Genomic DNA, 24816 nt, shown 5'->3' on the forward strand with positions numbered 1-24816 from the left:
CATACCATCGGTTGGTATGAATAGGTGATCCGAGTTCAAAGTGCACGTTAAAAAACTTATTTTGAGGAGATGTGAAGGTTATGAATCAGAAAATGAACTCCCGCTCGCTGGAGCGGCAAGCCGTGACCAACTTAAGCGCAAGCAACCTGGCGGGCAGCGACCTTGGGGGCGTTACGGCCCATAAAGGACAGTTTAACGGCAGCGCGCTGCATGGTTCCGACTTTACCGGCGCGGATTTGACCGGCAGTTCGTTTAAGAACAGCGATGTACGCGATGCCGTTTTTGACGGCGCGAATCTAACGGATTGCAGCTTCTTGGCGCTTGACCTTTCGAATGCAAGCTTCAACAAGTCGATCCTTGTCCGCACCAACTTCAGCAGCGCGAATCTTAACGGAGCCAAATTCACGGGCGTAAGGCTGACCGACGTCACGTTAACGGCGACCGATCTGAAATCAACGAGATTTGAAGGCTGTTTATTCGACGGGGTCGACTTCAAGTACTCCGATCTGAGCGGGCAGCGTTTCGACGGACAGACGTTTATCGGCGTTAGGTTTGACCGAGCGGCATTGAGCAATGCTTCGTTCAAGGGAGCTACGTTAAAAAATGTTTCTTTCCACCCGGGGTTTACTTTGACTAAGAAGTACTATCGCTTGATCAAGACCATCCGCTTTGACGGCGCGACGATGGATAAACTGACCTATGCCGCGCTCAAAGGCATGGAAGCCGATTTGTCTAAAGTTACCGTCATTTAATATAAGGGAGGTAATCCAATGCAAACCGCTCAACCCAAGTCCATTCAAGTAAAAGGACTGCAAAAAACCTACAAGCAGCTTCATGTCCTAAAGGGCGTAGATTTCGAGGTGGAAAAGGGCAGTATTTTCGCCCTGCTCGGCTCCAACGGGGCGGGCAAGACAACGACGGTCAAGATCCTCACCACGCTGCTCAAACCGGACGGCGGAACCGTTACCGTGGGCGGCTTTGATGTAGCATCCAAGCCGGACCATGTGCGGCAGTCGATCAGCTTGACCGGGCAATTCGCCGCGGTTGACGAGATTTTGACCGGACGGGAAAATCTGATCATGCTTGCCAAGCTGCGTCATCTCCAAAATCCGCGTCAGATCGCGGACGATATGCTTAAACGCTTCGGCCTGACAGACGCTGCCGACCGCAGGGCGTCGACTTATTCGGGCGGCATGCGCCGCAGGCTCGACATCGCCTTGAGCCTTGTGGGTCAACCGCAGATCGTTTTCCTTGACGAGCCGACTACGGGGCTTGACCCGGAGGCCCGAATCGAGGTTTGGAAAATCGTCAAGGAGCTGGCAGGCAGCGGCACGACGGTATTCCTCACCACGCAATATCTAGAGGAGGCCGAGCAGCTTGCCGACCGGATTGCCATTCTGCACGAAGGCAGGATTATCGCCAGCGGCACGCTCTCGGAGCTGAAGAAGCTGTTCCCGTCCGCAAAGGTGGAGTATGTGGAAAAACAGCCGACATTGGAGGAAATCTTCCTCGCCATCATCGGCAAAAAGGAGGCCATGTAAATGGAAACGGTAAAGAAGCACTTTTTCAGCGACATGGGGGTTATGCTCGGACGTTCCATGCGCCATATTTTCCGCAGCATGGACACGATCGTCACGGTCTGCATCACTCCGATTGCGATGATGCTGCTGTTCGTCTATGTGTTCGGCGGCGCCATTCAAGCCGGCACGGATAACTACGTGAACTACCTTCTGCCCGGTATCCTGCTGATTGCGATTGCAAGCGGAATAGCCTATACGGCTTACCGTCTGTTTCTGGATAAGCAACGGGGCATTATCGAGCGGTTCCACTCCATGCCGATTGCGCGTTCCGCCGTACTGTGGGGGCATGTGTTAACCTCGGTGGTATCCAACGCCATTTCTCTTGTCGTCATTATTCTCGTAGCGCTCGTGATGGGCTTTCGCTCGTCGGCTGGCGTGCTGCCGTGGCTTGCCGTAGCCGGTATACTCGTGTTGTTTACGCTTGCTCTAACTTGGGTCGCTGCGATTGCTGGCCTGTCCGCCAAATCGGTAGAAGGCGCGAGCGCGTTCTCCTATCCGCTAATCTTCCTTCCGTTTATCAGCTCGGCCTTTGTGCCGACCGATTCGATGCCGAGGGTCGTTCGCGCTTTTGCCGATAACCAGCCGGTAACCTCGATCGTGGAAGCCATTCGCGCACTGCTGTCGGGTCAGCCGGTGGGCAATGAGATATGGATCGCGCTTGCGTGGTGCGTCGGGATTACGCTCGTGGCTTATATCTTTGCAATGAGGGCGTATAAAAAGCGGGTGTAAGGGGCGACAGCGTCAGAAATATAAACCACGAGGGAGCTGCTCCGGCAGCTCCCTCGCCTTTTTCGCCGTTATGCCCGTTAATCTGAACCATATCACAAGTAACGGCGAAAATTTTTGGCCTTCATAGGTAACGGAAGACGAACAGCAGGGCACGGAAGTGTTTCTGTAACACCTGTTCTTGATTGGGTCAGTTCCTCTGCACTATGGTTTAGGATGACTTCTGGAAAGGGTGGAATTGCCGGTAGGCCAGGTGGAGAGCGCTTGCTCAGCAACAGCCTCTAGCATGTCGCGACTGAAGCCGGCCTTGGCCTGAACAGCCATACCGTGGGTCACCGCCATCACGAATGCAGCTAGCGCAGCACAGTTAGCGGTTTCCGGCAGATCTCCCTCCTGCTTAGCCCGTTCGAAGCGATTACGCAACGACGCCTCTCCCTCTGCACGCGCATCGATCAGGGCAAGCCGAATCGGTTCGGCATCGTCCGAGCAAGCCAAGGCGCCGTGGATTCCTAGACATCCCCTGTGATCCGGGTAACGAGTCTGCAATTCGGCCGCGCTGAAGAGGATATGCGAGACTACCTCCCGAGAGGTTGGAAGCTCCATCGCCGCCGGGATGAAATCCAGATAGTGCTCGTAGTAGCGAGCCAGCGCTCGGCGGAACAACGATTCCTTATTGCCAAATGCCGAATAGAGCGCGGGTCGTTCGACACCCGTGGCCTGCGTCAGATCGGTGTATGACACACCCTCGTAGCCTTTGCGCCAAAACGCGCAAAGTGCTGCGTCCAGTGCCTGATCCACATCGAATTCGCGGTTACGTCCCATTCGTTAATCACCTAGCCCTTTTTGTAAATGCCAAATTTCATATAGCTTCACGTTCAATTAAATATTCGTTATCATAACACACGTTACAGAATGCTGCCAATCCATCGGATAGGACCTGCGTCAGTGCGCACCAAAATGCATAACACCATTTAACATAATGTCCGTTATGATATTGACAATGCGCATAGAGGAGTATAATATAACTTAACGTAATGATCGTTACGAAACCCCGTCGATCACCGGATCGAGGACATCCAGCGACGTACATAGAGATTTTTCTTCATACGGAAAACGTAAAGGAGGTTCCTTTCATGTAGAAATCATTGATGGGCTAAGCGATGCTCTTACAATATGGGGGTACCGCCAGCTAAATAATCTTAAACCTGTGCTGGGGGAATTTTTGCCAAAATATCATTTATATTCTCTTATAAGGAGTAGATCATATGTCGACAAATGAAGGAAGATTCAACGGTAAAATTGCCTTAATTACAGGGGCTAGTCGTGGGATAGGGGCTGAAATAGCCAAAAAATTAGCTGCGGGTGGAGCAGAATTTATAGGCGTTCATTACGCCAGTAATAGGGATGCTGCTTTGAAAGTTGTAGAGGATATTAAGGCGTTGGGCTCAAAGGCTGTAGCTCTGGAAGCAGAATTAACCACTGGTATTTCCGGTGTGAAAAAGCTTTGGAGCGCATTTGAAGATGCTGTACGCTTGGAGATTGGAACTGTGCAATTGGACATCTTAATCAATAACGCAGGTATTGCACCGGCCGTTCCTTTTGAAGAAACGTCAATTGATACGTTTGAAGATGTAATTAATGTTAACCTTAAAGCTCCATACTTTATTACTCAAGCAGCTAGTCCGTTTATACGGAACGGTGGACGAATCATTAACATTTCTACTGGCTTTACTCGTGTTGCCGGGCCAACGCATACCATTTATTCGGCTTCCAAGGGAGCTATTGAGACACTTACTTTGGCTTTAGCTCCACTTTTTGCATCAAAAGGTATTACTGTTAATGCAGTAAGGCCTGGAACTACGGATACTGATATGAACAAGGATTGGCTTGCCAACCCAGAAGCTCATGCTGCAGCAGCATCAGTCTCTGCTTTCGGAAGAGTAGGTACCACTGAAGAAGTTGCTGATGTAGTTGTGTTTGTAGCATCTGAGGAAGCGCGATGGATTACGGGGCAATTTATTGATGCCACCGGAGGAAGCAGGCTTTAAGAAAAACAACGGAAATTATAGTAGAACGACGGCAGCCGATCATCTAGGGCGGCTACCGTCGTTTTTGCGAGTAAATGTTAATCTAAATCGAGCTCAAGCGGAGAGTAGTTCAGCAATTTTCCCGATAACTTCCTTAACGCTTTACTCGCATTAATTTCCGCTTAACGCTCCGGCGCCTTGCCTGCCGGCACTCATCCGCATCTTCAAGAACGCCACCATCACGATCGCAATCGCGACTCCAACCATTCCAACCCATGTAACCGATGACAGGGACACCCGGTCGACCATGACCCCTCCGATTCCAGCACCCGCTGCCATCGACAATTGCATAGTGGATTGGTTCAGACTCAGCATAATTCCGGAATAATTCGGCTCAATCCGTACCAGATTGTATTGTTGCGTCGGACCGGAGGACCAAGCCGCAAACGACCACAAGATCAGGAGGGCGGCAATCGGCAGCCACGAGTGCGTATAGGTAACGGATAGGGAGAGAAGAAGCAGCGCTGTGACGTGCAAGAGCATTCCCCCGGATAAGGTCGGGAATACCCCCCATCTATCCGTGCTGAAACCGCCGAATTTGGATCCGATCAGGCTAGCGATGCCGAACGCCAACAGCATTCCGCTCAGCATTCCTTCTTTCAAGCCTGCAACATCAAGCAGATACGGCGAAATGTAGGTGTAGGCGATTGAGTATCCGCCGAGCCAGAAAAAGGTAATGGCAAGCCCTAGAGCTACGTTTCCGTTCTTCAGGAAGGCAAGTTGCTTGGACAACGGAATCGGTTGATCCCCTTGAACCCGAGGGATGACGGCGTACAGAACGAACATAGCCGCCAGACCTGCCAGTGCCAATAGACCGAAAACGGATTTCCACCCGAATTGCGCTGCAACGATACGTCCAAGCGGTACGCCGATAATCAAGGAAGCCGTAAAGCCCATAACCACGGTAGCAATCGCGCTCGCTTGCTTGCCTGTTGCGGCGATTTTCGCGGCAACGTCCAAGGCGGTTACCACGACCATTCCCGCGCCCAAGGCCATGACGACGCGAGAAGCGACAAACAGGGAATAGCCAGGCAGAACGAACGACAGTACATTCCCAATTACGAAGATACCTAGCGCCCAAACAAGCAATTTTTGTCTTTCTACCTTTGCCGTCAACGCCATGAGAATTGGGGTGCCGATGGCGTACACGAAGGAAAAAATCGTGACCAGCTGCCCCGCGGAAGTAACGGAAATGCCCATTGAATCCGAGAGCTTATCCAGGATGCCGGAAATAACGTACTCGGATGTGCCCACCAAAAAAGTAACCAAAGCCAAGAAATAAACTTTCCACGTATTAGACAATGCATTCACTTCTCCTTCATTGCATATTTAATTTACATATCGCGAAATATAGATATGAAGTGCCAAATAAAAACTGAATACGTATGAGGTATTCAGTTCAGATTAAAGCTTCTGATTCAAATATGCAGCCAACTCGCTTATCTTCTCTTCATCTCGTTTGTAGTACGTATATTTGCCGATCCGCTCGGTTCGAATCAGTCCGGCTTTTTGCAGAATAGACAAATATTGCGAAGCCGTTGACTGCGTCATTTTCAACTTGTCCGTCACTTGACTGACACATACCCCGATCGTCCTCATATCCACTCCTTCATGGGGCACAAAATGGTTTTCGGGCTCCTTGAGCCACTGTAGAATCTGCAACCTCGACTCATTAGACAATGCCTTGAACACTTCAATTGGATCCATAGCTCATATTATATCTACATTTTCCGATATGTCAATTTAGTCCTCCCTCGTCCTTAAAAAACGACTGACCTGACGGCCGATAAGGATCATAGCGATTAATGCATCGGCTGTTCCCATTGAGAGAATCCTTATGCCTCTCCATTTCTGGCACCCGATCCGTAAGTGCTCTGAGGAGGGCTTTTTATGAAAATGACTGATTACCGTGTTGTAGCTTCATTCAGTTTGATGTTCAGGGAGGGCTTGTTTTGAAAATCAACAAGAAATATGAGCTAGTTGTATTTACTTTTTTTATGGCTTTAGGGATGTCTTGTCTAATATCTTTTATTATGATGATAGCCAAAGAATCACCTTTGTTGAATCCGAATAAACTCCAGAAGGAGGATACATCCCTTTGAAACCCTTGCAATATTTAAATCAAATTGAAAAGATAGAAGTTGAACTCACCAAACTGAATGCGAACCGTTCGTTGGTTCCAGTTAGAAGAAAACTCGAAGTCTTCCAAATCGGTGACACTACCCTGCTTCGAGACCAGACGGATCCCGCATCGGATTATTATAATCGGATCAAAGGATTCGGCCCTCAAGACCTTCAGGGTCTAGATAATATGCTAAGTTATTACTATAATGGTGCGCCTAGCTTTGATATGTCCCCTAACCATATGACGGAAGAAGTAACGCGTGCACTAAGCGAAAGAGGGTTTCTTCCAGTCGGGCAACTCGTCTTTATGTTTATTAATCCTTCGGATGAGATAAATAGGACTTCGGCGTTTGCTATTGAACGAGTGACCGAGAAGAGCGCAGAAGAATTTATTCGATGGATAGGGCTCTCCAAGGAAGGTATGGAGATTAATGATGAAATGATTGCCCGGTCAAAAGCGTTTTTTTACAATCCTAATTTCATAAACTACATGCTTCGCATAGAGGATAACCCTGCTGCGATGGGGTCACTTTTTCTTAATGGGCAAGAGGGATATATTGCAAATGATTATACGTTCAGCAATTATCGAGGCAGAGGATGTCAATTGGCGTTACTGAGGCAAAGACTTTCCGATGCAGCAAGGCTCGGCATAAAGACCGTCTATACGGACGTGGAATTCGGTTCGATCAGCCACGGGAATATGGCAAAGGTAGGTTTTAAGACGGCATTTCTGAATACTATCTGGATGAAAAGATAAAGGATTTGCCGAGCCCCTGAGATCTTGAATCCCAGGGGCTTTCCCTACTATTTTTTAACCACGGGAACCCAAAATTCGCCGTAGAAAGTGCCGTCGCCATTTTCTTTACGATAAGTCGCATTCGGACCGCCGATGTAAGCATAGTCGGTGATTCGTGACAAGACTTCGCCGAAAGCCCGGTAAGTCAACTGATCGAACAAAGTTTCCTTGTCGCCGGTTCCTGCCAACACGATATACTCGCTCTCCGGAAACTCGATGATGCGTGTTGCGTCAGGCACCGATCTGCCGGCTTCTACCGCGAAATAATTCCACGGTCTGCCTTGATAAACCTCGTTGACCGACCATTCACGATCATCTTTTGCGGCTGCCTTAAGCTTGTTAAAACGTCCGTCGGCCTTGAGCCTTCCCCAAAACTCCGCTTTTTCTTTTTGCAAAGCCGGCGCGTCTTGGAAGCTGGATTGAATGGAAAAACCATATGCGGTCAAGGTAAACGATTTTTTCTGTTCAACGGTGTAACTTTCCATGAGAGTGCTCCTTTGCCCGAGATTAGCCAACTACTTTCTTAGCACGAAGCCACATTTCGCCGTAGAATTCACCGTCTTCAGCTGGTTTGACGAATGTCGAGTTGCCGGGACCGACGTATTTGTAGTCTGTGATTTCTTGGAGCAGGCCACCGAAAACTTTGCCTGTTATTTCGTCGGCAAGGCGGTCCTTGTCCGCGCCTGTGCCAGGCACCACGAGGTAGTCCCCGGCGAGGAAGTCAAGGACGACCGCGCCTTCCACGTCGTATGCGCCCATCACGCCGAAGCCGCGCCAAGCCTTGCCGTCGATGACGTAGTTGATTTGATATTCCTGCCCGTCAGCGAGCGCGAGAAGCTCGGCAAGCTTGCCGTTTTCCGTAATTTCGGCTTTTTTCGCTGCCGTTTTTGCCGCATTGCCCGCCCAGTCGTTGTAGTCTTCAAGCAAAACGCCGTAAGCAGTCATTTTGTAGTTCTCCGAGATTGTTTTGATGGAATAGGTAGCCATTTTTATTCTCTCCTTTTGGATGATTCTTTACAAGATTGATCCTATTCGCTAAATGTATCAAAAAACGATACTTTTTATTAAAAGGTGATGCTGCATTTCTGATACAATAAAATCATGAAAAAGACGGAACGAGTGAACCTGATCATGCGCTTCATCAATAACCGAGCGCGTTTTACGATTGCGGAGATTCAGCGGGAGTTCAAGATTTCCCGCGCGACCGCGATCCGCGACATTAACGAGATTCAGGCGATGGGTTTCCCGCTGACGACCGAGCTTGGGCGCGGGGGCGGCTACAATGTCCTGCAAAATCAGTATCTGTCCGCCGTCCGTTTCACGCCGGAAGAACTCAAAGCGATATTTATCAGCTTTATCGCCTCGAAAAATTCGCAGCTGCCTTATTTGCAAAATCGCCGCTCCATCACGGAGAAACTCATCGGCATCGCGTCGCAAGCCCAGCACGACGAGCTGATCGAGCTGAATAACATCCTGCTTTTCGAGAATACGAATCCTGCCAATCCGAACCTGTTGGAACTCGATGATGCGGCGCCTGCGGAGTTGAACCAGTTGATTTCGCTTGCTGCGCGGGATAAGCACTTGCGCTTGACGTATGAGCCGAATCCTGGATGGCCTCAGCTGATGGACGTTTTTTTGATTCATATTTTCAACTCGAACGCTCATTGGCTGGTCGAGGTTTATGATCTTGATATGGATGAGTTTCGTTATTTGCCTGTCGAGATGCTGCGGGATTCGGCCATTTCCGTGCAGGAGATGAAGCGGTCCGAGCAAGAGATTTTAAGCAAAAAACGGCTTGGCGCACGCGAGTCGAATCTGGTTGTAAAGCTTGATGCGACTGGGATTCAGCGCTTTAAGCGCATGCATCCGCCGGGGATCATCTTGTCCTTTACAGGGATGTTCCAGTCGAGCGGGATTTTTAATGTTCAACTGGATGTGACCGACGTTGAAACGCTGGAGTATTATGCGGATTGGCTTTTGTTCTTGGGGAGAGGGGTCGAGTTTGAACGAATTCCCGATGAGCTGCGTTTGATTTTGGAAGAGCGGTTAAGAGGAAGCGCCGACGCGTTAAGTACAGAATCAACGAAATGATGATGAATAATTTTTTTGCTTCTCTGTCACACTTCACATCCCTTGCCCGTCATATTGGCAAAATCGGAAAGGGATGATGAGCGATGCAAAAGGCGGATGTGGTCGTAGTCGGCGGAGGTATCGCGGGTTTAACTGCCGCAATTTACGCAGCCAAAGCCGGGAAGCAAGCATTGGTCATTGAAAAACAAAATCGCTTAGGCGGCCGGGCCATCTCCAACAAGAAGAAAGGAGCTTACTTCAATTTGGGCGCGCATTCCTTGTATCAGGGGGATGCTTACGCGACTTTCCGGGAATTGGGGTTGACCTTGCATGGAAAGCGGCCCTCATCGTTTGCTTATGGCGTTTGGAAAGGGAAATTGAACGCCTTGCCTTCGGATATGAAATCCTTGTTTACGACCCCTCTTTTGTCTTGGCAAGGAAAGATGGAGTTTGCTTCCTGTCTTATGAAAGTTAAAAAGGCGGATACTCGCCCATTTGACCGGATGAGCATCCGCGAATGGGTGGAAGGGAATTTGCGAGATCCCATGGTGCGCAATATCTTCTATTCGTTACTTCGCGCCGTATGTTATGTGGTCGGGCCGGATTTGCCGGCCGCGGGACCTGTATTGAAACAGCTGCAGAATGCCCTTAAAGGCGCGTTGTACCTGGATCGCGGCTGGGGCGAGTTGGTAGAGGAATTGCGGAGCAAGGCATCCGACCTGGGAGTACGGTTGGTAACGAACGCCAAGGTCTCGTCCATCGATACCCGTGGAGGGATCGTGCGGCAGGTTATCTGCGAAGACGGAACGAGAATCGATTCGCACCATGTTATCCTTGCCACATCGCCTTCTGTTGCCCATGAGTTGGTGCCCTTTGCAGAAAAAACCGCCCTTCATACCTGGAAAGAACAGGCGATCGAGGTCACCGCGGCTTGCCTGGATGTGGCTTTGAAACGACTTCCCGAGCCTAAACGACAATTCGCTTACGGGATTGATCAGACCGTGCTTCTTAGCAATTATTCGCGTGCAGCTAATCTAAGCGACGATGGCGCGCAAGTCATATCGCTCATTAAGTACCAAGGGAAAGAACCGAACCCGGATAAGGATTTGCAAGAACTGGAAGGCATGCTGGATTTGATGCAGCCGGGATGGCGGGAAGAATTGATTGTCAAGCAGTACCTTCCTAAAATGACGGTTTGTCACGACTTTATGCATATGAAACGTCATGAGAATCCCGGACCCGCCGTCCCGGAAATACAAGGATTATACGTAGCAGGAGAATGGGCGTCGCACGGTGAAGTATTGGTTGATGCCGCGACGGCAAGCGCCAAAAGAGCCGTACAACACATGCTCTCCCTTGAGAGTCAGGAGAGGAACGCCTTTCATGAGCACAGAGGAATTATATAAACGTTACAGAACGGAGCTGTTCTCATTAGCCTATCGAATGCTCGGGAGCGTCATGGATGCGGAGGATATCGTACAAGATGCTTACTTGAGCTATGACGGACTGTCCGACGTCGGGAGCATTCGAAACGAAAGGGCGTTTCTATATAAAATCGTAACGAACCGATGCCTTGATCTCTTGCGTTCGTCGGCCAAGAAACGGGAAATGTATGTCGGTCCATGGCTTCCGGAGCCGTTGATGGATAAAGGAGCTTCGGATGACGATCCATCCAACAGGTATTTGCGGTCGGAGTCGATCTCCACGGCTTATTTACTGCTTCTGCAGCAACTGAGCGCAACGGAAAGGGCGGTTTTTCTTCTTCGGGAGATCTTTCATTATTCGTTCGAAGAAATTGCCGATATCGTCGGGAAAAGCAGCACGAATTGCCGGCAAATTTTCCACCGCGCCAAAAAAAGCATCCACTTCGACCCGGACCAGCAGCCGTCGGTTTCCATTGCGGAAGAGAAGGTTAAAGAGTTCGTGAAATCGCTCTTGCAAGGAAATACGACGAAGCTTCTTGAACTGGTTAGCGAGAATGTCGTGCTCTACTCGGACGGCGGAGGCAAAGTAAGCGCGGCGAAAGTGCCTGTTGTCGGGTTTGAGCAAGTGCTGAAGCTGCATCAAAGTGTGATCGAATTGCATGCGGGTAAAATGACGTTCTCGTTCCGCAAGGTGAATGGGCTCCCCGGAATTCTCATTCGATTGGAGGAAGGGATTCAATATGTTTATTCTTTCGCCTATCGGGATCATAAAATCGAAGCGATCTATAATGTTGCAAATCCGGAAAAGTTAAGACACCTATAGGATCGCTGCGTAAAAGCTCGAAAGGAGTTGCCGAGGCACTCCTTTCGAGCTTTTTTTGACCCGATATTTTTGCGGATTCCTTGTGGTGCAGTTTAAATAAAACCGCCATTAACGCGGAGCGTTTGCCCCGTTACCCACTGCGATTCTTCGCTCGCAAGAAAGAGGATCACGCCCGCAATGTCCTCGGTTTCCCCGAGTCGTCCGAATGCGTTCATGTTGGCAAGCCCCTGGATTTGTTCCGGCGTTTTGCCAACCGTGAAGAGCTCGGTATTAATAGGGCCGGGCGCTACGGCATTAATCGTGATGTTTCTCCTTCCAAGCTCCTTAGCCAATTGACGCGTGAATTGTTCGACGGCTCCTTTAGAGCCGGCATACAGGCTATAGGCCGGGAACATTTGACCCGTCACCGAAGTGGAGAAGTTGATGATGCGGCCATTTGATTCCAGATGCTTCGCCGCAAGCTGGCATGAAAAGTAGGTCCCTTTGACATTAATCGCAAAAAGCCGATCGTAATCCGCTTCCGTAACATCGCCAATAGGTTTCGTAATGATGATCCCCGCGTTGTTCACCACAATATCAAGCTTTCCGAACGTATTAAGGGTTTCTTGATAGAGTTTTTCCAACTCGCTCAAACGGCCGATATCGGCCTGAATCGCCGTCGCTTCTCCGCCGTTCCTTTTTATAGCCTGTACGACCTCTGCCGCCTGCTCCGAACGGTTCGCATAATTGATGACCACCTTCGCGCCATTCTGTGCTAAATTTTCGGCTATTGTCCTGCCGATTCCTCTGGACGCTCCGGTGATTAAAGCCGCTTTACCGGCAAGCTTCTTATCCATTGTTTACCTCCCTTCTGAGGCGTTAAGCAAACGGGTAATCCATAACGACGATCCCTTCGACATATGGGCCGATGGATTGCAATAATTGTTGATGCAGGGGGTGCTGAATATAATCCCGGCAAGCCTGTTGATCCTCGAAGGTAACTCGGATCCCCAGCGTAAAACCTTGCATATGCTCTACTTCCTCCGTAACGTTAATTCCGGCGCTAAGATCCACGATCCCCGGAATGTTCCCCTTAAAGTCATGCGCGCGCTTTATCGCGCCATCTTTCACTTCATTAGGAACATCAGGCTTAAACTTCAATAGCACAATATGCTCGAACATCTGTTTTCCCTCCAAGGTTCCTGATTTTCGTTAGCTCTGCAGCTGCTTCAATCGGGATTGTTCCTTCATCCATGTCACGAAGTTCTCGGCTACGAGATCAAGGAACTTTATTGTCGGTTCGTCCGTCAGTTCGCCCTTCTCATTAAGTTTCTCATGCACCAGGCCGATGTAAACTTCATTCCCCGGCAACAGCGGCGAGGAGATGCCGGACGAGAACAGAATGTCGCGCAGATGGCCCTGCGCTTTGACCGACCCCAACAATCCCATGGAAGATCCTACGATCCAAGAGGGCTTCCCGTTCATGACCCGGTCGACGCGGGATAACCAGTCAATCGCATTGGCCATAACGCCGGGAATGGTCGAATTATACTCCGGAGTGACCCATAACACCGCATCGGCAGCAGCGACTTTGGCCTTGAAATCGATCACCGACTGCGGCGGAGCCGACTCGATATCCTGATCGTAAAAGGGGAGATCCCGAATGTTCAGCACATCCAACTGAAAAAGATGCTGATAACGATTCTGAATATAACGGGCTAACTTCAAGTTGTACGATTCTTTGCGAATGCTTCCGACAATGGCAGCTACTTTCATTCACATCACCTCATCCGATAATCGTTGTCCATCCATTCTTGCAATTCTTCCTAAGGAGGACATAGACTAGTGTATATGGACTTGGCGAGGCTAGGGAGAGATCCGGTTATCGTAGGATTGGAAATCCTACGTTCATGAATAGTTAGGAGGCTGGAGATCATGGCGAACAGATTGGACCGTTACGAGGAACTGTCCCGTTTCCTGCGCACGCGCCGGGAACGAATGACCCCTCAGGAAGCAGGGTTGCCGGAGTCCGGACGCAGAAGGACGCCCGGACTTCGCCGAAGCGAGGTCGCTATGCTGGCGGACGTGGGGCTGGATTGGTATACCTACTTGGAACAAGGGCGCCATATCAACGTCTCCGCCGAGGTTCTTGATCGCATAGCGGAAGTGCTTCGGCTAGAGGAATCGGAACGCAGGCATCTCTACCATCTTGCCCGGAAGCAATTCCCCTTGATCGATACGAAGCAGCCCTCTAAGGTAACGCCGGAGCTTCAACGATTTCTGGATAGCCAGAACCTGTCCCCGGCGAATGTCATGGATGGGCGTATGAACATCATTGCCTGGAATGAAGCCTACTGCGCGTTGAACGGGGATCTCGCGGCTATGACGGATAGGGAGCGCAATTTTGTATGGATGACGTTTACTTCTCCTCGTTTCCGCTACGTTAAGGGAGACCAATGGGAACTGCATGCGCGACGGATCGTCGCTAATTTCCATGCGGGGTATGCGCGTCACGGCGACGATCCTTGGTGGTCGGAACAATTCGAGGCGCTGTCGCAGGCCAGCAGGGAGTTTCGGGAATTTTGGGATTCCCAGGAGGTTCTCGATGCCATCGATGCTCCCAAGACGCTGCATTGTCCGAATCTCGGGAAGTTAAACTTCGATCTTGTATCTTTTCAGTATGTGAACGATGCAAACTTGACCGTGACCATCCATGTTCCCCATCAAGACGGCACGATGGAAAAGATGCAGCGTCTGTTGAGCGATTATCGGAGCCAACATTCGGAACCTTCTGACTCTGTCCAAAGAGTTTAGAGTGGCTGGATTGGATGCGAATCCGGATTTGAAGACATACCGATGATTTTACGGTTGCGAGAACGTCTATCCTTATGAATCGCAAATCCGATTCAATCCAATCTCGAGGAGGAACACTCCATGAAGGTAAAACTTACCCCCTATATTACTTTGGAGGGGCGCGCAAAAGAAGCTATTCGGTTTTATGAACAAGTCATCGGTGCAGAAGTCCTCTCCATCACTACTTACGGTGAAATGCCGGACATGCCTAATACGTTCACGGACGAGCTGAAGGGTCTTGTGGCACACGCCAAGTTAAAAGTCGGCGAAACGGAGCTCATGTTCTCGGATGCTCCAGGCGGTACGCCTATTAAGGACGGGAAACGGGTAACCATTTGTATTACCACAAACGAAGTGGAAAAATCTAAAAGTATTTATGAAGCATTGCGACAAGAAGGTCAAGTCAATTTGCCCTTTAAAGAGGAAACTTTTAGTCCTGGGTTTGGCGATGTAACGGACAAATTCGGCGTGACATTTCAAATATATACGGAAATTGAAGACTAGACTCCGGATAAGAGTTGCACAAGATGACGGTGCGACTCTTTTTCTTTTTAAAACTTTTCCAAAACCTTGGATTTATCGCCATAAACCTTCTCCAAGTGATCCTCTCCCCAATAGCATAAATGGTCTAGCGCGGGCTTTAATCCCCATCCGTAGGAAGTTAACGTATACTCCATTTTAGGCGGGATTTCGTTATAAACCTTTCGTGCAACAATCTCATCCTTTTCCAGGCCTCTTAGTTGAGCAGTCAGCATTTTATGGGAAATGTCAGGCATTAAGCGGCGAAGCTCAGAAGTCCGTTTCGGCCCTGCCATCAGATGATAGATGATTAAAGGCTTCCATTTGCCCCCCATTACTTCCAATGCCGCCTCCACTCCGACTTTATACTTCTTTGGAACGTTATTCTCCCTCTGTTCAGTCATCTTCCGGTTCCTCCTTCTAGGACATCTATCTAGGGCACTTCCAAGTTCCTATGGCACCCGCGCGATCCTATAGAACTAGAAAGTGCGTTCTTCCCGGTTATTGCAGTCCTGTTTATAATAGCATCAGCAATTGACCAAGACTACAAATCAGCTATTGAGAAAAGGGAGTGAGGATCAAGTATGCGAGTATTATGTGTAGTTTCGCACCCGAGAAAAGATTCCCTGACCTTTCAGGTTGCCGATCGTTTCGTCCGAGGTCTTGCCGAGGCCGGCCATAACTATGAGATATTGGATTTGCACGGGATTGGCTTTGATCCGGTTCTACAAGGCGCAGACGAACCTGATTTCTCAGCAGCGGAACAGTCCTTTTCCCCTGAGGTCGAAGTGGAAATAAAGCGAATGAAGGAGCATGATGCCTTGGCATTCCTGTTTCCGATCTGGTGGTGGAATTTGCCGGCCATGCTAAAGGGTTATATTGACCGTGTATGGAACAATGGGTTTGCGTACGGTTCGAACCGGCTTCCCCATCGGCATGTCTTGTGGATTGGTTTGGCGGGAGTTTCCGAAGCACAGATGAAAAAACGCAACTATGATGAGATGATTACTCATCTGCTCAATGTGGGGATTGCCGATTATTGCGGCGTTTCCCATTCCAAAGTTGAATTTTTATACGAGACCTTGGATTCGGATCCCAAGCATTATGAGAGGCTGCTTAATCATGCTCATCACTTAGGGTTGAATTATGCCAAGGAACCGCAGCATTAAGTTAAGCCTGAACGAAGAAAACAACACGTAGGGCGGTATTCGCTCGTGTTGTTTTCTTCGTGTTTTTATCCATGCGTCAATTTCATACATGTTGCGTTTAGTTCGAGTTAATGCTTAGCAGAATTCTTCCGCGGCCATGTCTTGCTTCGCTTTTCTCCAGCGCATTATCTGCTTGGTTTAGCGGGAAGATGGAATCAATCTCCGCTTTAATCGTGCCTTCGGCCATTAATTCCGTTAAGCTCTGCAGGTCCTCGCGGGTTGGGAATTTGGTATTGAATTTAGCCGTTACGCCATGCTTCCGAGCGTTCTCTTGGGATGGATCCTGGGTCAGAGAAACGAGGATTCCGCCCTTCTTCAGAACGGACCAGGACCTGGTCTCCGTCTCGCCTCCAACGGAATCGACGACCAGATCCACTTCCTTGGCGACGTCTTCGAAATTAGCCGTTGTATAATCGATAACTTGATCCGCCCCCAACGACTTGACGAAGTCGAGGTTGGAGGTCGAAGCCGTGGCGATCACGGTTGCTCCCTTCCACTTGGCTAGCTGGACGGCAAACTGGCCAACGCCGCCTGCTGCCGCATGAATGAGAACGGTTTGGCCGGACTGGAGTTCGCCTTCGGTGAACAACGCTTTCCAGGCCGCTTCGGCTCCGGCTTTAATGGCGGCGGCATCCTCAAACGTGAGATTGTCGGGCAGTTTAACCAATTCCTGAGCGGTTGCAACGCCATATTCCGCGTAGGCTCCTCTGATGCTGCCGAAAACGCGATCGCCGGGCTTGAGCTCCGTTACGCGTTGCCCGATTTCTTCGACAATTCCGGAAGCGTAAAATCCAGGGACGTAGGGGAACGTTACGGGAAAAACTTCTTGAAGCCAACCGTTGCGGATTTTAAAGTCCAGCGGAATAACCGTAGCATACACGATGCGAACGAGCACTTCATCCGGTTGCGGTTGAGGTCGTTCAACGGTTGCCACCCTCAAAACGTTCGGCCCCCCATATTCGTTGACCAGAACAGCTTGCATCGACTTATTAGACATTCTTATCTCTCCTCCTATATCACTCAATGTTTGTTTAACTTCCATTTACTTTTCTAATGTAGCGGCTATTTTTTTGGCCAAGGCTACAAACCGTGCTTTCTCTTCATCATTAAGATGTTCGGTTGTGATCTCTTCCACCTTGCTCCAGGCCTGATTGACTCTGGATTCAATCTCGCGCCCTGCTTGGGTGAGCGAAACGAGGGTTACTCGTTTATCCTCCTCAGAGCGGCTGCAGGTGACAAGCCCCGCATCTTCCAAACGACGAACGGATTTAGCGATCGTCGAGTGATCGAGACGCAGCGATCGCGACAAACTATTCTGCGATTGGCTGTCGCGGTGCCACAACTGCATCAGGACGAGCTCCTGCCCGGGATATAAGCCTGCTTCCCTAAGCAGCTGTCCTGCAACTCTATGATGCGAACGGGCCATGCTGAATATAGAGAAGCTTACGGGAAATTGCGTTACCGCACTGATTTCATTATCGATGGTTTCGCGATCGTTGTTTGTCATCATTAGTGACCTCTCTCCTTTCATTTATGTGGTCGTCAACATATTCGACTAAACCTAAGATATCACTTAAATGTGTGGTCGTCAACATAAATATTTGTTTTAAATCCCATTCCCCTTTAGCATGAACAATCAAGCGTGTCAAAAGAAGTCGATTCGTTACTATTCCGGGCAAGACGACTGTGGTAGAATTTAGAAAATAAGCTTGCGCAGCCGGAGGGATTATAGGAAGCATGGGGACCATGAGGGAAGGAGAACGAGGGTCATGGCCAGGATACTTATCGCGGACGACGATGCGCATATTCGCAAGCTCATAGCCTTGTATTTGCGGAACGAAGGGTTCGATCCTGTCGAGGCGACAGACGGGATCGAGGCGCTTGCCGTCATGGAAAATTCGGTCGTCGATATCGTCATCCTCGATATCATGATGCCCCATATGGACGGATGGGAGCTATGCAGAGAGATCCGCAGGCTGTACCCGGAAATTCCGCTGCTAATGGTGACGGCCAAAGGGGAAGCGAACCAGAAGGTGAGAGGCTTTCAGCTTGGTACGGACGATTATGTGACTAAGCCCTTCGATCCCGTTGAACTTGTGATGAGGGTAAAAGCGCTGTTGAAGAGGTACCGAATCGCTTCCTCCCAGGTCGTTCAATTAGGCGATATCGTACTGGACCGGCGAGCCCTCAAGGTCATCCGCAAAGGCGAAGAGCTTATATTGCCGTTAAAAGAGTTTGAGCTTCTGTTCAAGCTGGCCAGTCATCCGGGACAAATACTGACCAGAGAGCAGCTTATCGTGCAAATATGGGGGATGGATTACGAAGGCGACGACCGAACCGTCGATGTCCACATCAAGAGAATAAGAGAGCGTTTCGCCGAGGATGCCGACCATTTCCGTATCGAAACCGTTCGCAGTCTCGGATACCGGCTAGAGGCAAGAAAATGACGAGGTCTTTATACGTCCGCGTCGTATTGACGTTTTTGGCTGCCATGGCCGTAGGTCTGGTTGTCTCCGTTTTTGCCGCGCTCGCCCTGTTCGAGGAGAAAATAGACCGAATTGGGCATAACGATATGGTAGCGGCCGGAGAAGAGATCGTCCGGGTCTACGAACAGACGAGCCCGGCCAATCTGGATCGGTTCATGCAAAGCATGGTGCAGCTGACCTCCTACTCCGTTCAACTATACTCCAACTCCGGAACGATGAAATCGTTCAAGTTCCGCCCCGACACGGACGAGCTTGCAATCTCGCGGGAAGCCGTTCGCAAAGTCGTCGAGGGGGCGATTTACCGTTCGACTTCCAAGGACAAGAGGACGTTCGTCGGGCTGCCCTTCCCAGTCGGCGGCGAGCGTCAAGCTTTGTTTTTGCTGCCCTCGTCCCGAAACGAATCGACCCTCACCCGCTTAATGTTGACCATTCTTCTACTTGTTCTGGTTACGGGAAGCATCTGCATTCTCATCGCCGCCATCTATGTTGTAAATCCAATCAAGAGGCTTACCGCCGCGACCAAACGACTGGCGAAGGGCGATTTCGACGTGGAATTGGGCGTCAAGCGCAAGGACGAGTTGGGAACTTTGGCTCGGAGCTTTAATGAGATGGCGGTTGATCTTAAACAATTGGAGCAGATGCGTCAGGACTTTGTCTCGAATGTGTCGCACGAGATCCAGTCTCCGCTAACGTCCATCTCCGGGTTTGCGAAAGCGCTGAAGGATATCCATCCGATTGCCGAGGACGAGCGCGTTCAGTATCTCGATATCATCTTGGCGGAGAGCGGCAGATTATCCAGACTCAGCGATAATTTACTTAAGCTTGCTTCCCTTGATTCCAATCACCATCCCTTGGAGTACGCCGCGTTTCATCTTGACGAGCAAATAAGACAGGTTGTCGTGAACTGCGAACCGCAATGGTCGGGGAAGAACATTCGCCTTGATCTGGACTTGCCTCAGGCAGCTGAAATAACGGCCGATCGGGATCAACTGAATCAAGTATGGACGAACCTGCTTGGCAACAGCATCAAGTTTACGCCCGAAGGCGGATCCATTCATATTCAACTAAGGACTCTCATGGACGGATATACCGTGACTGTCTCCGACTCCGGAATCGGCATTGCGCCTGAACAACTCGGCCGCGTCTTCGAGCGTTTCTACAAGACGGATCAGTCCCGGAGTCGCAGCGGCGGCAACGGACTCGGGCTCGCCATCGTCAATAAAATTGTCGCTCTTCACCAAGGCAGCATTCGTATGGAGAGCGAGGTCGGACAAGGCACGAAAGTCATTGTTCATCTGCCCGCCATTCCACCTGTCGAAACTTAATCCGTTCACGCTCCGTTCATATTTCCCCCATACTCTCCGTATGTATCGCATCGAACACGGGGGAAATGGATGGAGGAGAATGCAGATGAGCGTTATCGGCACGATTGATTCGGTAAAGTGGTTGACGGTTTATGAGCTGGTTATGTGCATCATCAACTTATTCGTATTGACGATTTATGCGGTTCCTCTCAAGAAACATTACAGATGGTTCGATTTTATGCCTGGCGCGGGCATGCTTGCAGCCCTTGCAAGCGTGGCATCCGGAAATACGACGATTCCGGCTTTAATCCTCGATACCCTGACGCTGCTCTTGTTTCTATGCACGATCAAGAGGCTGTTTAAGCCTGGCATCCGGAATGCCCCGAAGAGGAAAGGACTCCGAATCGTTAGGAGCGTAATTTGCTTATGCGGAGTTGTTCCCATTGTGTTAGCGCTAATGTACGCGGGAGTATTGCGGTACAACCCGGTTAGCGATTTAAGCGGGATGAGCTACTCCAAAGCTTTCGTGACAATGAACGAGAGACTATCGCGGGAGTATCCGTTCGGGGAATGGAAGAAAATCGACTGGAATGAGCGTCGAAGCAAGTATGAGCCGATATTCAAACAGGCGGAGAAAGACCATAACTTCGACTTGTATTATAAAACATTAAGAGAATATCTGTTTTCTCTGCGGGACGGACATATCAAGATCGTTAACGACAACGTGTACGACGGGAATAAGGTGTTTAAGAAAGAAGTCGGCGGCGGCTTCGGACTAAGCGCCGTACAATTGGATAACGGCAAAGTTCTGGTTAGCCTTGTATTGGAGAACAGTCCCGCCGACCAGAACGGAATCAAGCCGGGCGCGGAAATCATCATGTGGGACGGGAAAACGGGAAAGGAAGCCTTCGACCGGACGACATGGAGCGAGACCAACATGGCTACGAACGAGGTGCGAAGATTCAATCAGGGGCGTTTTATGGTTCGGGCGCCCATCGGCAAGGAAGTGCAAGCGGAATTTCGCAACTGGGGAGAGACGGAGTCCGTCCGAACGAATCTAACGGCTTATGACGATCAATTCGAAACGCTAAAGAAGACGAAGCCCAAGTTCACCCAAGCAGATTTGGATGCTTCCCCAATTGAAGGGGAAATTCTGGACAACGAGTACGGTTATGTGAAAATCAAACATTTTCTCCGTAAATCCAACGTCACCGCACCCGAAAAAAGCTTGGCGGACTTACTAAAGACGTTTCAGGAAAAGCACGTTAAAGGCTTGATTATCGATCTGCGGAACAATCCGGGCGGGGAAGATCAGCTTGCCGCCAATCTGGCCGGTTTCTTCGTTAAAGAGGAGAAGCTCTACGAATATGTCAGTTATTACAACCGATACACGGGGAGATTTGAACGGAATCGGAATGAAGTCGTCAAGATCAAGCCTGCAACGCCCTATTTCGACGGGAAAGTGGCCATCTTGATCAATTGCCTAACCGGAAGCTCGGGAGAAGGGATGCCTCTTGCATTAAAAGGATTGCCCAACGTTCAAATCGTAGGGTTTACCTCTTCATCCGGTTCGTTTGGGCTTGTAAGCAGCCCGATTGAAATCAAAATGCCTGAGGGGTACACCCTACGATTTCCCGACGGGAGGTCGCTCGATCAAGACCAGGAGGTTCAGGGCGACGCCGACCAATCCGGGGTGGGCGGTGCGGTTCCCGACATTAAAATCCCTCTAGACGAAGAAACGTTCAAAGAAAGCATAATGGATGGGCAAGACGTCGAGTTACGGTATGCAATCGAAGCGTTGGAGAGATAAAACCATTCTTCCAGAGTTGGAGCGGAGATAGGTGGAGGTCAGTATGACAATCCAAAAATACGGAAGTGACAGAGAGCGTTTTATAAAAGACTTAATGAATTTAATGGTGCCAGTAAAGGGAGGAACCATTGAATTACGTGATTATGTTAATACGGATAAATGGCTTAGTTCGGATTACACGTTATCAGACCCTGGAAGGGGAAGCAATAGAAAGGTTATTACATGGACGGAAACGATCGAACCTTTCCATGTAATGAAGTATCCGGTTACACAGCATTTGTATCATTATGTATTGAACGAAGAAGAAGTAGAACCGAATGTGCGTAACCTCCCAGTTACGGAGGTTTCATGGTTAGATTCGCTTGCCTTTTGTAATGAATTGTCCAGAATGCTCGGCAGGACGGAATGCTACACAATTACTAGTGAAAGTGAGAACACGATATATAACAAGACAGCGAATGGCTTTCGATTACTATCAGACGCTGAATGGCAATATGCATGCAAAGCGGGAACTACGGGATATCGGTATGCAGGAATTGATCAAATTGCATGGTATCAAGAAAACTCAAACGGAGCAGCTCAACAAGTCGGAAAACTGCTTCCTAATCCATGGGGACTTTTTGATATGATTGGGAACGTATGGGAATGGTGCTGGGATCTATACGATGCTGAACGATATGGGAACTATAGAGTCTTCCGGGGAGGCAGTTGGGCTGAGGTTGAGAACAATTGTGGTTCTACGAGTAGAAGGAAAAGCATGCCCGATTTCAAGATAGATGATCTTGGTTTTAGAATAGCCCTTACAAAACCTTGAGAACACGGCATCGAGCATGATGAAATCCCCGCATCACAAATAGCGGTAAAGCGGTGAGTGAGGCGAAAAGCATTATGACAGATGTGCACGTTAAAATAAGCGAGAGAAAGAGGCATAGGATGAAGCGGTTAACGATCGGCCTGTTTGCCCATGTGGATGCGGGCAAGACGACTTTTGCGGAACAGCTGCTGTACCATACGAACAGCATCCGGTCGCGAGGACGGGTGGATCATCAAGACGCGTTCCTGGACAGCCACGATATCGAGCGGGCAAGGGGCATTACGGTGTTCGCCGATCAAGCGGTGATGGATGATAAAGGCGATGTTTATTATTTGATCGATACGCCCGGACACGTCGATTTCTCCCCGGAGATGGAGCGTGCCCTGCAGGTCATTGATTATGCCGTCGTGATCGTCAGCGCGGTCGAAGGAGTACAAGGCCACACGGAGACGGTCTGGCAGCTCTTGAGCAAACATCGGATTCCGACGTTCTTCTTCATCAACAAGGTCGATCGCGTCGGGGCGGATGCCGATCGAACGGAAGAGGACATCCGTCGGAATCTGACCGGAGACGTCTGCTCCATCACGGAAAGCTTCGCTCGCGGCGTCGTCGGCGAGGCGCTGCGGGAAGCGATGGCGGAGCGGGACGAGGCTCTGCTGGAGGCGTTCCTGGAAGGGAGAGAGGACCCGTCTTTCTGGCTGGAGGCTCTGCGGGAGATGGTACGCGCGGGTCGCGTCTTCCCTAGCGCTCATGGCTCCGCGCTGCAGGACACGGGCGTTATCGAGTTCTTGGAGCAACTCCGCTTGCTGACGACATCGTCTTATGACGAGAACGCTCCGTTCGGGGGACGCGTTTATAAGATCCGGCACGACGCGAACGGGGCGAGGCTCACGTTCATCAAAGCGCTGAGCGGCAAGCTGAAGGTTCGGGAGCAGCTCGGCTACGAGAGCGGCGGTCTTCGATACGACGAGAAGATTACGCGAATCTTCTTGGTTAATGGCAACAAACCGCAGCCAGTGGAACAAGTGGCCGCCGGCGATCTGTTCGCGGTCGCCGGCTTGTCCGCGGCCGAGGCCGGTCAAGGCTTGGGGCTGCTCACCGATAAGCTGGCCTACGAGTCGGAGCCGACGCTGCAATCGAAGGTCCTATTCGACGATTCGATTCCGATCCAGCAGATTCTCGGAGCGTTTCGCCTTCTGAACGCGGAGGATCCGTCCCTGAACGTGGTCTGGGAGGAGAGCCTGCAGGAGATTCACATTCGCGTCATGGGCCTGATCCAGCTGGAAGTGTTGGAGCAGCTAGTGAAGGAACGATTCGGGTATACGGTTTCTTTCGGTCAACCGGAAATCTTATATAAAGAGACGATCCAATCCGCCGTGACGGGGTACGGACACTTCGAACCGCTCCGGCATTACGCGGAGGTACATCTCCTGCTCGAACCGGGAGAGCGGGGCGGCGGGATCGTATTTGCCAGCGCTTGTCATCCGGATGTCCTGAATATAAATTATCAGAATCTGATTCGGACTCATCTCTATGAACGGGAGCATCACGGGCTGCTGACGGGCATGCCGATCACGGACCTGAAGATTACCTTGCTAAGAGGCGGCGCGCATAATGAGCATACGCATGGCGGCGACTTCCGCGAAGCCGCCTTCCGCGCGCTGCGGCAAGGGCTGGAGAAAGCGGACAACTTGCTGCTGGAACCTTATTACGACTTTAAAATCAAAGCGGGCATCGACGAGATGGGGCGGGTGCTATCCGATATTCAGCGCGCCTCAGGGACGTTCGAGCCGCCGCAGACGATGGATACCCATGTCGTCGTGACAGGCAGGGTGCCCGTGTCGACTTTTATGAACTATAGTACGGAGCTCGCTTCCTTCACGCATGGACGAGGCAGCATCCGCTGCTCGTTCGGCGGCTACGATCGGTGTCATAATGCTGAGGAAGTCATCGAACGAATAGGCTACCGCAAGGAAGCCGATCCGATCTACACTTCCTCCTCCATCTTCTGCGCCAAGGGGGCCGGCTACTCGGTTCCGTGGGACGAATCGGAAGCCAAGATGCATCTGATTCGTTGAAGTAGTGGCCTCTGCGGAGGCCATTACTTGTTTCCTAACCCATTTTTAGATAGGACGGGCCGGAGCGACGGTGGAATAAGATAAAAGTCCGACGAAGGCACCCAGGCGGGTGCTTTTTATCTTGTCGTTACAGAC

27 protein-coding genes are annotated in these 24816 nt (G+C 50.3%); 16 read left to right on the forward strand and 11 right to left on the reverse strand.

What is annotated here, in order from left to right; all coding sequences use genetic code 11:
* The first annotated feature begins 80 nt into the window (after positions 1 to 80).
* The 3 genes from H7B67_RS08560 to H7B67_RS08570 are packed head-to-tail and all read left to right on the forward strand — an operon-like array spanning position 81 to position 2309.
* A complete protein-coding gene (locus H7B67_RS08560; protein ID WP_185119390.1) occupies positions 81 to 752 on the forward strand; it encodes a pentapeptide repeat-containing protein in 672 nt (223 codons plus the stop codon).
* An 18-nt stretch (positions 753 to 770) separates the two neighbouring features.
* Entirely contained in the window at positions 771 to 1541 is a 771-nt protein-coding gene (locus H7B67_RS08565) for an ABC transporter ATP-binding protein (protein ID WP_185119391.1), read from the forward strand.
* Positions 1542 to 2309, forward strand: a complete 768-nt coding sequence (locus H7B67_RS08570; protein WP_185119392.1) for an ABC transporter permease — start codon at positions 1542 to 1544, stop codon at positions 2307 to 2309.
* 201 nt (positions 2310 to 2510) lie between these two features.
* On the opposite strand, the gene H7B67_RS08575 is transcribed toward H7B67_RS08570, so the two are convergent.
* The gene (locus tag H7B67_RS08575; protein WP_185119393.1) at positions 2511 to 3128 is read right to left on the reverse strand and encodes a TetR/AcrR family transcriptional regulator; all 618 of its coding nucleotides are present in this window, start codon (positions 3126 to 3128) and stop codon (positions 2511 to 2513) included.
* A gap of 443 nt (positions 3129 to 3571) precedes the next feature.
* On the opposite strand from H7B67_RS08575, the gene H7B67_RS08580 reads away from it, so the two are divergent.
* Positions 3572 to 4354 (forward strand): SDR family NAD(P)-dependent oxidoreductase, encoded by a 783-nt coding sequence (locus H7B67_RS08580; protein ID WP_185119394.1) that lies wholly within the window; start codon positions 3572 to 3574, stop codon positions 4352 to 4354.
* 150 nt (positions 4355 to 4504) lie between these two features.
* On the opposite strand, the gene H7B67_RS08585 is transcribed toward H7B67_RS08580, so the two are convergent.
* Both H7B67_RS08585 and H7B67_RS08590 read right to left on the reverse strand, forming a co-directional pair.
* The gene (locus H7B67_RS08585; protein ID WP_185119395.1) at positions 4505 to 5695 is read right to left on the reverse strand and encodes an MFS transporter; all 1191 of its coding nucleotides are present in this window, start codon (positions 5693 to 5695) and stop codon (positions 4505 to 4507) included.
* Between the two features lie 102 nt (positions 5696 to 5797).
* A complete protein-coding gene (locus tag H7B67_RS08590; RefSeq protein ID WP_185119396.1) occupies positions 5798 to 6100 on the reverse strand; it encodes an ArsR/SmtB family transcription factor in 303 nt (100 codons plus the stop codon).
* Positions 6101 to 6491: 391 nt separating this feature from the next.
* Between H7B67_RS08590 and H7B67_RS08595 the strand changes: the two genes are divergently transcribed.
* Positions 6492 to 7274, forward strand: coding sequence for a GNAT family N-acetyltransferase (locus tag H7B67_RS08595; protein WP_185119397.1), 783 nt, complete (start codon positions 6492 to 6494; stop codon positions 7272 to 7274).
* Between the two features lie 47 nt (positions 7275 to 7321).
* On the opposite strand, the gene H7B67_RS08600 is transcribed toward H7B67_RS08595, so the two are convergent.
* Together H7B67_RS08600 and H7B67_RS08605 are read right to left on the reverse strand one after the other, a co-directional pair.
* Entirely contained in the window at positions 7322 to 7798 is a 477-nt protein-coding gene (locus H7B67_RS08600; RefSeq protein WP_185119398.1) for a GyrI-like domain-containing protein, read from the reverse strand.
* A gap of 22 nt (positions 7799 to 7820) precedes the next feature.
* Positions 7821 to 8300: a hypothetical protein gene (locus H7B67_RS08605; RefSeq protein ID WP_185119399.1), complete on the reverse strand. Its 480-nt coding sequence runs from the start codon at positions 8298 to 8300 to the stop codon at positions 7821 to 7823.
* Positions 8301 to 8432: 132 nt separating this feature from the next.
* Between H7B67_RS08605 and H7B67_RS08610 the strand changes: the two genes are divergently transcribed.
* The 3 genes from H7B67_RS08610 to H7B67_RS08620 all read left to right on the forward strand — a co-directional run bounded on the left by H7B67_RS08610 (position 8433) and on the right by H7B67_RS08620 (position 11630).
* The gene (locus H7B67_RS08610) at positions 8433 to 9404 is read left to right on the forward strand and encodes a helix-turn-helix transcriptional regulator (protein ID WP_343069202.1); all 972 of its coding nucleotides are present in this window, start codon (positions 8433 to 8435) and stop codon (positions 9402 to 9404) included.
* An 83-nt stretch (positions 9405 to 9487) separates the two neighbouring features.
* Positions 9488 to 10789 carry a protoporphyrinogen/coproporphyrinogen oxidase gene (locus tag H7B67_RS08615; protein WP_185119400.1) on the forward strand — a complete coding sequence of 434 codons (1302 nt, stop codon included), beginning with the start codon at positions 9488 to 9490 and terminating at the stop codon, positions 10787 to 10789.
* Positions 10767 to 11630 (forward strand): RNA polymerase sigma-70 factor, encoded by an 864-nt coding sequence (locus H7B67_RS08620; RefSeq protein WP_185119401.1) that lies wholly within the window; start codon positions 10767 to 10769, stop codon positions 11628 to 11630. Before H7B67_RS08615 ends, H7B67_RS08620 begins: the two co-directional genes overlap by 23 nt.
* Positions 11631 to 11722: 92 nt before the next feature.
* On the opposite strand, the gene H7B67_RS08625 is transcribed toward H7B67_RS08620, so the two are convergent.
* Genes H7B67_RS08625 through H7B67_RS08635 form a run of 3 tightly spaced genes read right to left on the reverse strand, consistent with a single transcriptional unit; the run spans position 11723 to position 13385 of the window.
* Positions 11723 to 12466, reverse strand: a complete 744-nt coding sequence (locus H7B67_RS08625) for an SDR family oxidoreductase (protein ID WP_185119402.1) — start codon at positions 12464 to 12466, stop codon at positions 11723 to 11725.
* Positions 12467 to 12488: 22 nt separating this feature from the next.
* Entirely contained in the window at positions 12489 to 12791 is a 303-nt protein-coding gene (locus H7B67_RS08630) for a Dabb family protein (RefSeq protein ID WP_185119403.1), read from the reverse strand.
* Positions 12792 to 12821: 30 nt separating this feature from the next.
* Complete coding sequence (locus H7B67_RS08635) at positions 12822 to 13385, reverse strand: NADPH-dependent FMN reductase (RefSeq protein ID WP_185119404.1); 564 nt, start codon at positions 13383 to 13385, stop codon at positions 12822 to 12824.
* 159 nt (positions 13386 to 13544) lie between these two features.
* On the opposite strand from H7B67_RS08635, the gene H7B67_RS08640 reads away from it, so the two are divergent.
* Together H7B67_RS08640 and H7B67_RS08645 are read left to right on the forward strand one after the other, a co-directional pair.
* Positions 13545 to 14423 (forward strand): helix-turn-helix transcriptional regulator, encoded by an 879-nt coding sequence (locus tag H7B67_RS08640; protein WP_185119405.1) that lies wholly within the window; start codon positions 13545 to 13547, stop codon positions 14421 to 14423.
* 120 nt (positions 14424 to 14543) lie between these two features.
* On the forward strand, positions 14544 to 14966 hold the full coding sequence (locus H7B67_RS08645; protein ID WP_185119406.1) for a VOC family protein: 423 nt from the start codon (positions 14544 to 14546) through the stop codon (positions 14964 to 14966).
* Between the two features lie 47 nt (positions 14967 to 15013).
* Here H7B67_RS08645 and H7B67_RS08650 read toward each other — a convergent pair whose 3' ends face one another.
* Positions 15014 to 15385, reverse strand: a complete 372-nt coding sequence (locus H7B67_RS08650; RefSeq protein WP_185119407.1) for a winged helix-turn-helix transcriptional regulator — start codon at positions 15383 to 15385, stop codon at positions 15014 to 15016.
* 180 nt (positions 15386 to 15565) lie between these two features.
* Between H7B67_RS08650 and H7B67_RS08655 the strand changes: the two genes are divergently transcribed.
* A complete protein-coding gene (locus H7B67_RS08655) occupies positions 15566 to 16150 on the forward strand; it encodes an NAD(P)H oxidoreductase (protein WP_185119408.1) in 585 nt (194 codons plus the stop codon).
* A 97-nt stretch (positions 16151 to 16247) separates the two neighbouring features.
* Here H7B67_RS08655 and H7B67_RS08660 read toward each other — a convergent pair whose 3' ends face one another.
* Positions 16248 to 17186, reverse strand: a complete 939-nt coding sequence (locus tag H7B67_RS08660; protein ID WP_185119409.1) for an NADP-dependent oxidoreductase — start codon at positions 17184 to 17186, stop codon at positions 16248 to 16250.
* Between the two features lie 45 nt (positions 17187 to 17231).
* The gene (locus tag H7B67_RS08665) at positions 17232 to 17699 is read right to left on the reverse strand and encodes a MarR family winged helix-turn-helix transcriptional regulator (protein ID WP_185119410.1); all 468 of its coding nucleotides are present in this window, start codon (positions 17697 to 17699) and stop codon (positions 17232 to 17234) included.
* Positions 17700 to 17958: 259 nt separating this feature from the next.
* On the opposite strand from H7B67_RS08665, the gene H7B67_RS08670 reads away from it, so the two are divergent.
* From H7B67_RS08670 to H7B67_RS08690, 5 genes are all read left to right on the forward strand, one after another.
* Positions 17959 to 18636, forward strand: coding sequence for a response regulator transcription factor (locus H7B67_RS08670; RefSeq protein WP_185119411.1), 678 nt, complete (start codon positions 17959 to 17961; stop codon positions 18634 to 18636).
* Positions 18633 to 20000, forward strand: coding sequence for a HAMP domain-containing sensor histidine kinase (locus H7B67_RS08675; protein ID WP_185119412.1), 1368 nt, complete (start codon positions 18633 to 18635; stop codon positions 19998 to 20000). Before H7B67_RS08670 ends, H7B67_RS08675 begins: the two co-directional genes overlap by 4 nt.
* A gap of 424 nt (positions 20001 to 20424) precedes the next feature.
* On the forward strand, positions 20425 to 21789 hold the full coding sequence (locus tag H7B67_RS31265) for a S41 family peptidase (protein ID WP_185119413.1): 1365 nt from the start codon (positions 20425 to 20427) through the stop codon (positions 21787 to 21789).
* 43 nt (positions 21790 to 21832) lie between these two features.
* Positions 21833 to 22603 (forward strand): formylglycine-generating enzyme family protein, encoded by a 771-nt coding sequence (locus tag H7B67_RS08685; protein ID WP_185119414.1) that lies wholly within the window; start codon positions 21833 to 21835, stop codon positions 22601 to 22603.
* Positions 22604 to 22722: 119 nt separating this feature from the next.
* Positions 22723 to 24681 (forward strand): elongation factor G, encoded by a 1959-nt coding sequence (locus H7B67_RS08690; RefSeq protein WP_185119415.1) that lies wholly within the window; start codon positions 22723 to 22725, stop codon positions 24679 to 24681.
* The last annotated feature ends 135 nt before the right edge of the window (positions 24682 to 24816 follow it).

It is taken from the genome of Cohnella thailandensis (genome assembly GCF_014212135.1).
Taxonomy (GTDB): Bacteria; Bacillota; Bacilli; order Paenibacillales; family Paenibacillaceae; genus Cohnella; species Cohnella thailandensis.

Excerpts from the sequence above, each read along its gene's own strand:
- H7B67_RS08560 (WP_185119390.1), top strand. The coding sequence starts at position 81 with ATGAATCAGAAAATGAACTCCCGCTCGCTGGAGCGGCAAGCCGTGACC.
- H7B67_RS08565 (WP_185119391.1), top strand. The coding sequence starts at position 771 with ATGCAAACCGCTCAACCCAAGTCCATTCAAGTAAAAGGACTGCAAAAA.
- H7B67_RS08570 (WP_185119392.1), top strand. The coding sequence starts at position 1,542 with ATGGAAACGGTAAAGAAGCACTTTTTCAGCGACATGGGGGTTATGCTC.
- H7B67_RS08575 (WP_185119393.1), bottom strand. The coding sequence starts at position 3,128 with ATGGGACGTAACCGCGAATTCGATGTGGATCAGGCACTGGACGCAGCA.
- H7B67_RS08580 (WP_185119394.1), top strand. The coding sequence starts at position 3,572 with ATGTCGACAAATGAAGGAAGATTCAACGGTAAAATTGCCTTAATTACA.
- H7B67_RS08590 (WP_185119396.1), bottom strand. The coding sequence starts at position 6,100 with ATGGATCCAATTGAAGTGTTCAAGGCATTGTCTAATGAGTCGAGGTTG.
- H7B67_RS08600 (WP_185119398.1), bottom strand. The coding sequence starts at position 7,798 with ATGGAAAGTTACACCGTTGAACAGAAAAAATCGTTTACCTTGACCGCA.
- H7B67_RS08605 (WP_185119399.1), bottom strand. The coding sequence starts at position 8,300 with ATGGCTACCTATTCCATCAAAACAATCTCGGAGAACTACAAAATGACT.
- H7B67_RS08615 (WP_185119400.1), top strand. The coding sequence starts at position 9,488 with ATGCAAAAGGCGGATGTGGTCGTAGTCGGCGGAGGTATCGCGGGTTTA.
- H7B67_RS08620 (WP_185119401.1), top strand. The coding sequence starts at position 10,767 with ATGAGCACAGAGGAATTATATAAACGTTACAGAACGGAGCTGTTCTCA.
- H7B67_RS08625 (WP_185119402.1), bottom strand. The coding sequence starts at position 12,466 with ATGGATAAGAAGCTTGCCGGTAAAGCGGCTTTAATCACCGGAGCGTCC.
- H7B67_RS08630 (WP_185119403.1), bottom strand. The coding sequence starts at position 12,791 with ATGTTCGAGCATATTGTGCTATTGAAGTTTAAGCCTGATGTTCCTAAT.
- H7B67_RS08635 (WP_185119404.1), bottom strand. The coding sequence starts at position 13,385 with ATGAAAGTAGCTGCCATTGTCGGAAGCATTCGCAAAGAATCGTACAAC.
- H7B67_RS08640 (WP_185119405.1), top strand. The coding sequence starts at position 13,545 with ATGGCGAACAGATTGGACCGTTACGAGGAACTGTCCCGTTTCCTGCGC.
- H7B67_RS08645 (WP_185119406.1), top strand. The coding sequence starts at position 14,544 with ATGAAGGTAAAACTTACCCCCTATATTACTTTGGAGGGGCGCGCAAAA.
- H7B67_RS08650 (WP_185119407.1), bottom strand. The coding sequence starts at position 15,385 with ATGACTGAACAGAGGGAGAATAACGTTCCAAAGAAGTATAAAGTCGGA.
- H7B67_RS08655 (WP_185119408.1), top strand. The coding sequence starts at position 15,566 with ATGCGAGTATTATGTGTAGTTTCGCACCCGAGAAAAGATTCCCTGACC.
- H7B67_RS08660 (WP_185119409.1), bottom strand. The coding sequence starts at position 17,186 with ATGTCTAATAAGTCGATGCAAGCTGTTCTGGTCAACGAATATGGGGGG.
- H7B67_RS08665 (WP_185119410.1), bottom strand. The coding sequence starts at position 17,699 with ATGATGACAAACAACGATCGCGAAACCATCGATAATGAAATCAGTGCG.
- H7B67_RS08670 (WP_185119411.1), top strand. The coding sequence starts at position 17,959 with ATGGCCAGGATACTTATCGCGGACGACGATGCGCATATTCGCAAGCTC.
- H7B67_RS08675 (WP_185119412.1), top strand. The coding sequence starts at position 18,633 with ATGACGAGGTCTTTATACGTCCGCGTCGTATTGACGTTTTTGGCTGCC.
- H7B67_RS08685 (WP_185119414.1), top strand. The coding sequence starts at position 21,833 with ATGACAATCCAAAAATACGGAAGTGACAGAGAGCGTTTTATAAAAGAC.
- H7B67_RS08690 (WP_185119415.1), top strand. The coding sequence starts at position 22,723 with ATGAAGCGGTTAACGATCGGCCTGTTTGCCCATGTGGATGCGGGCAAG.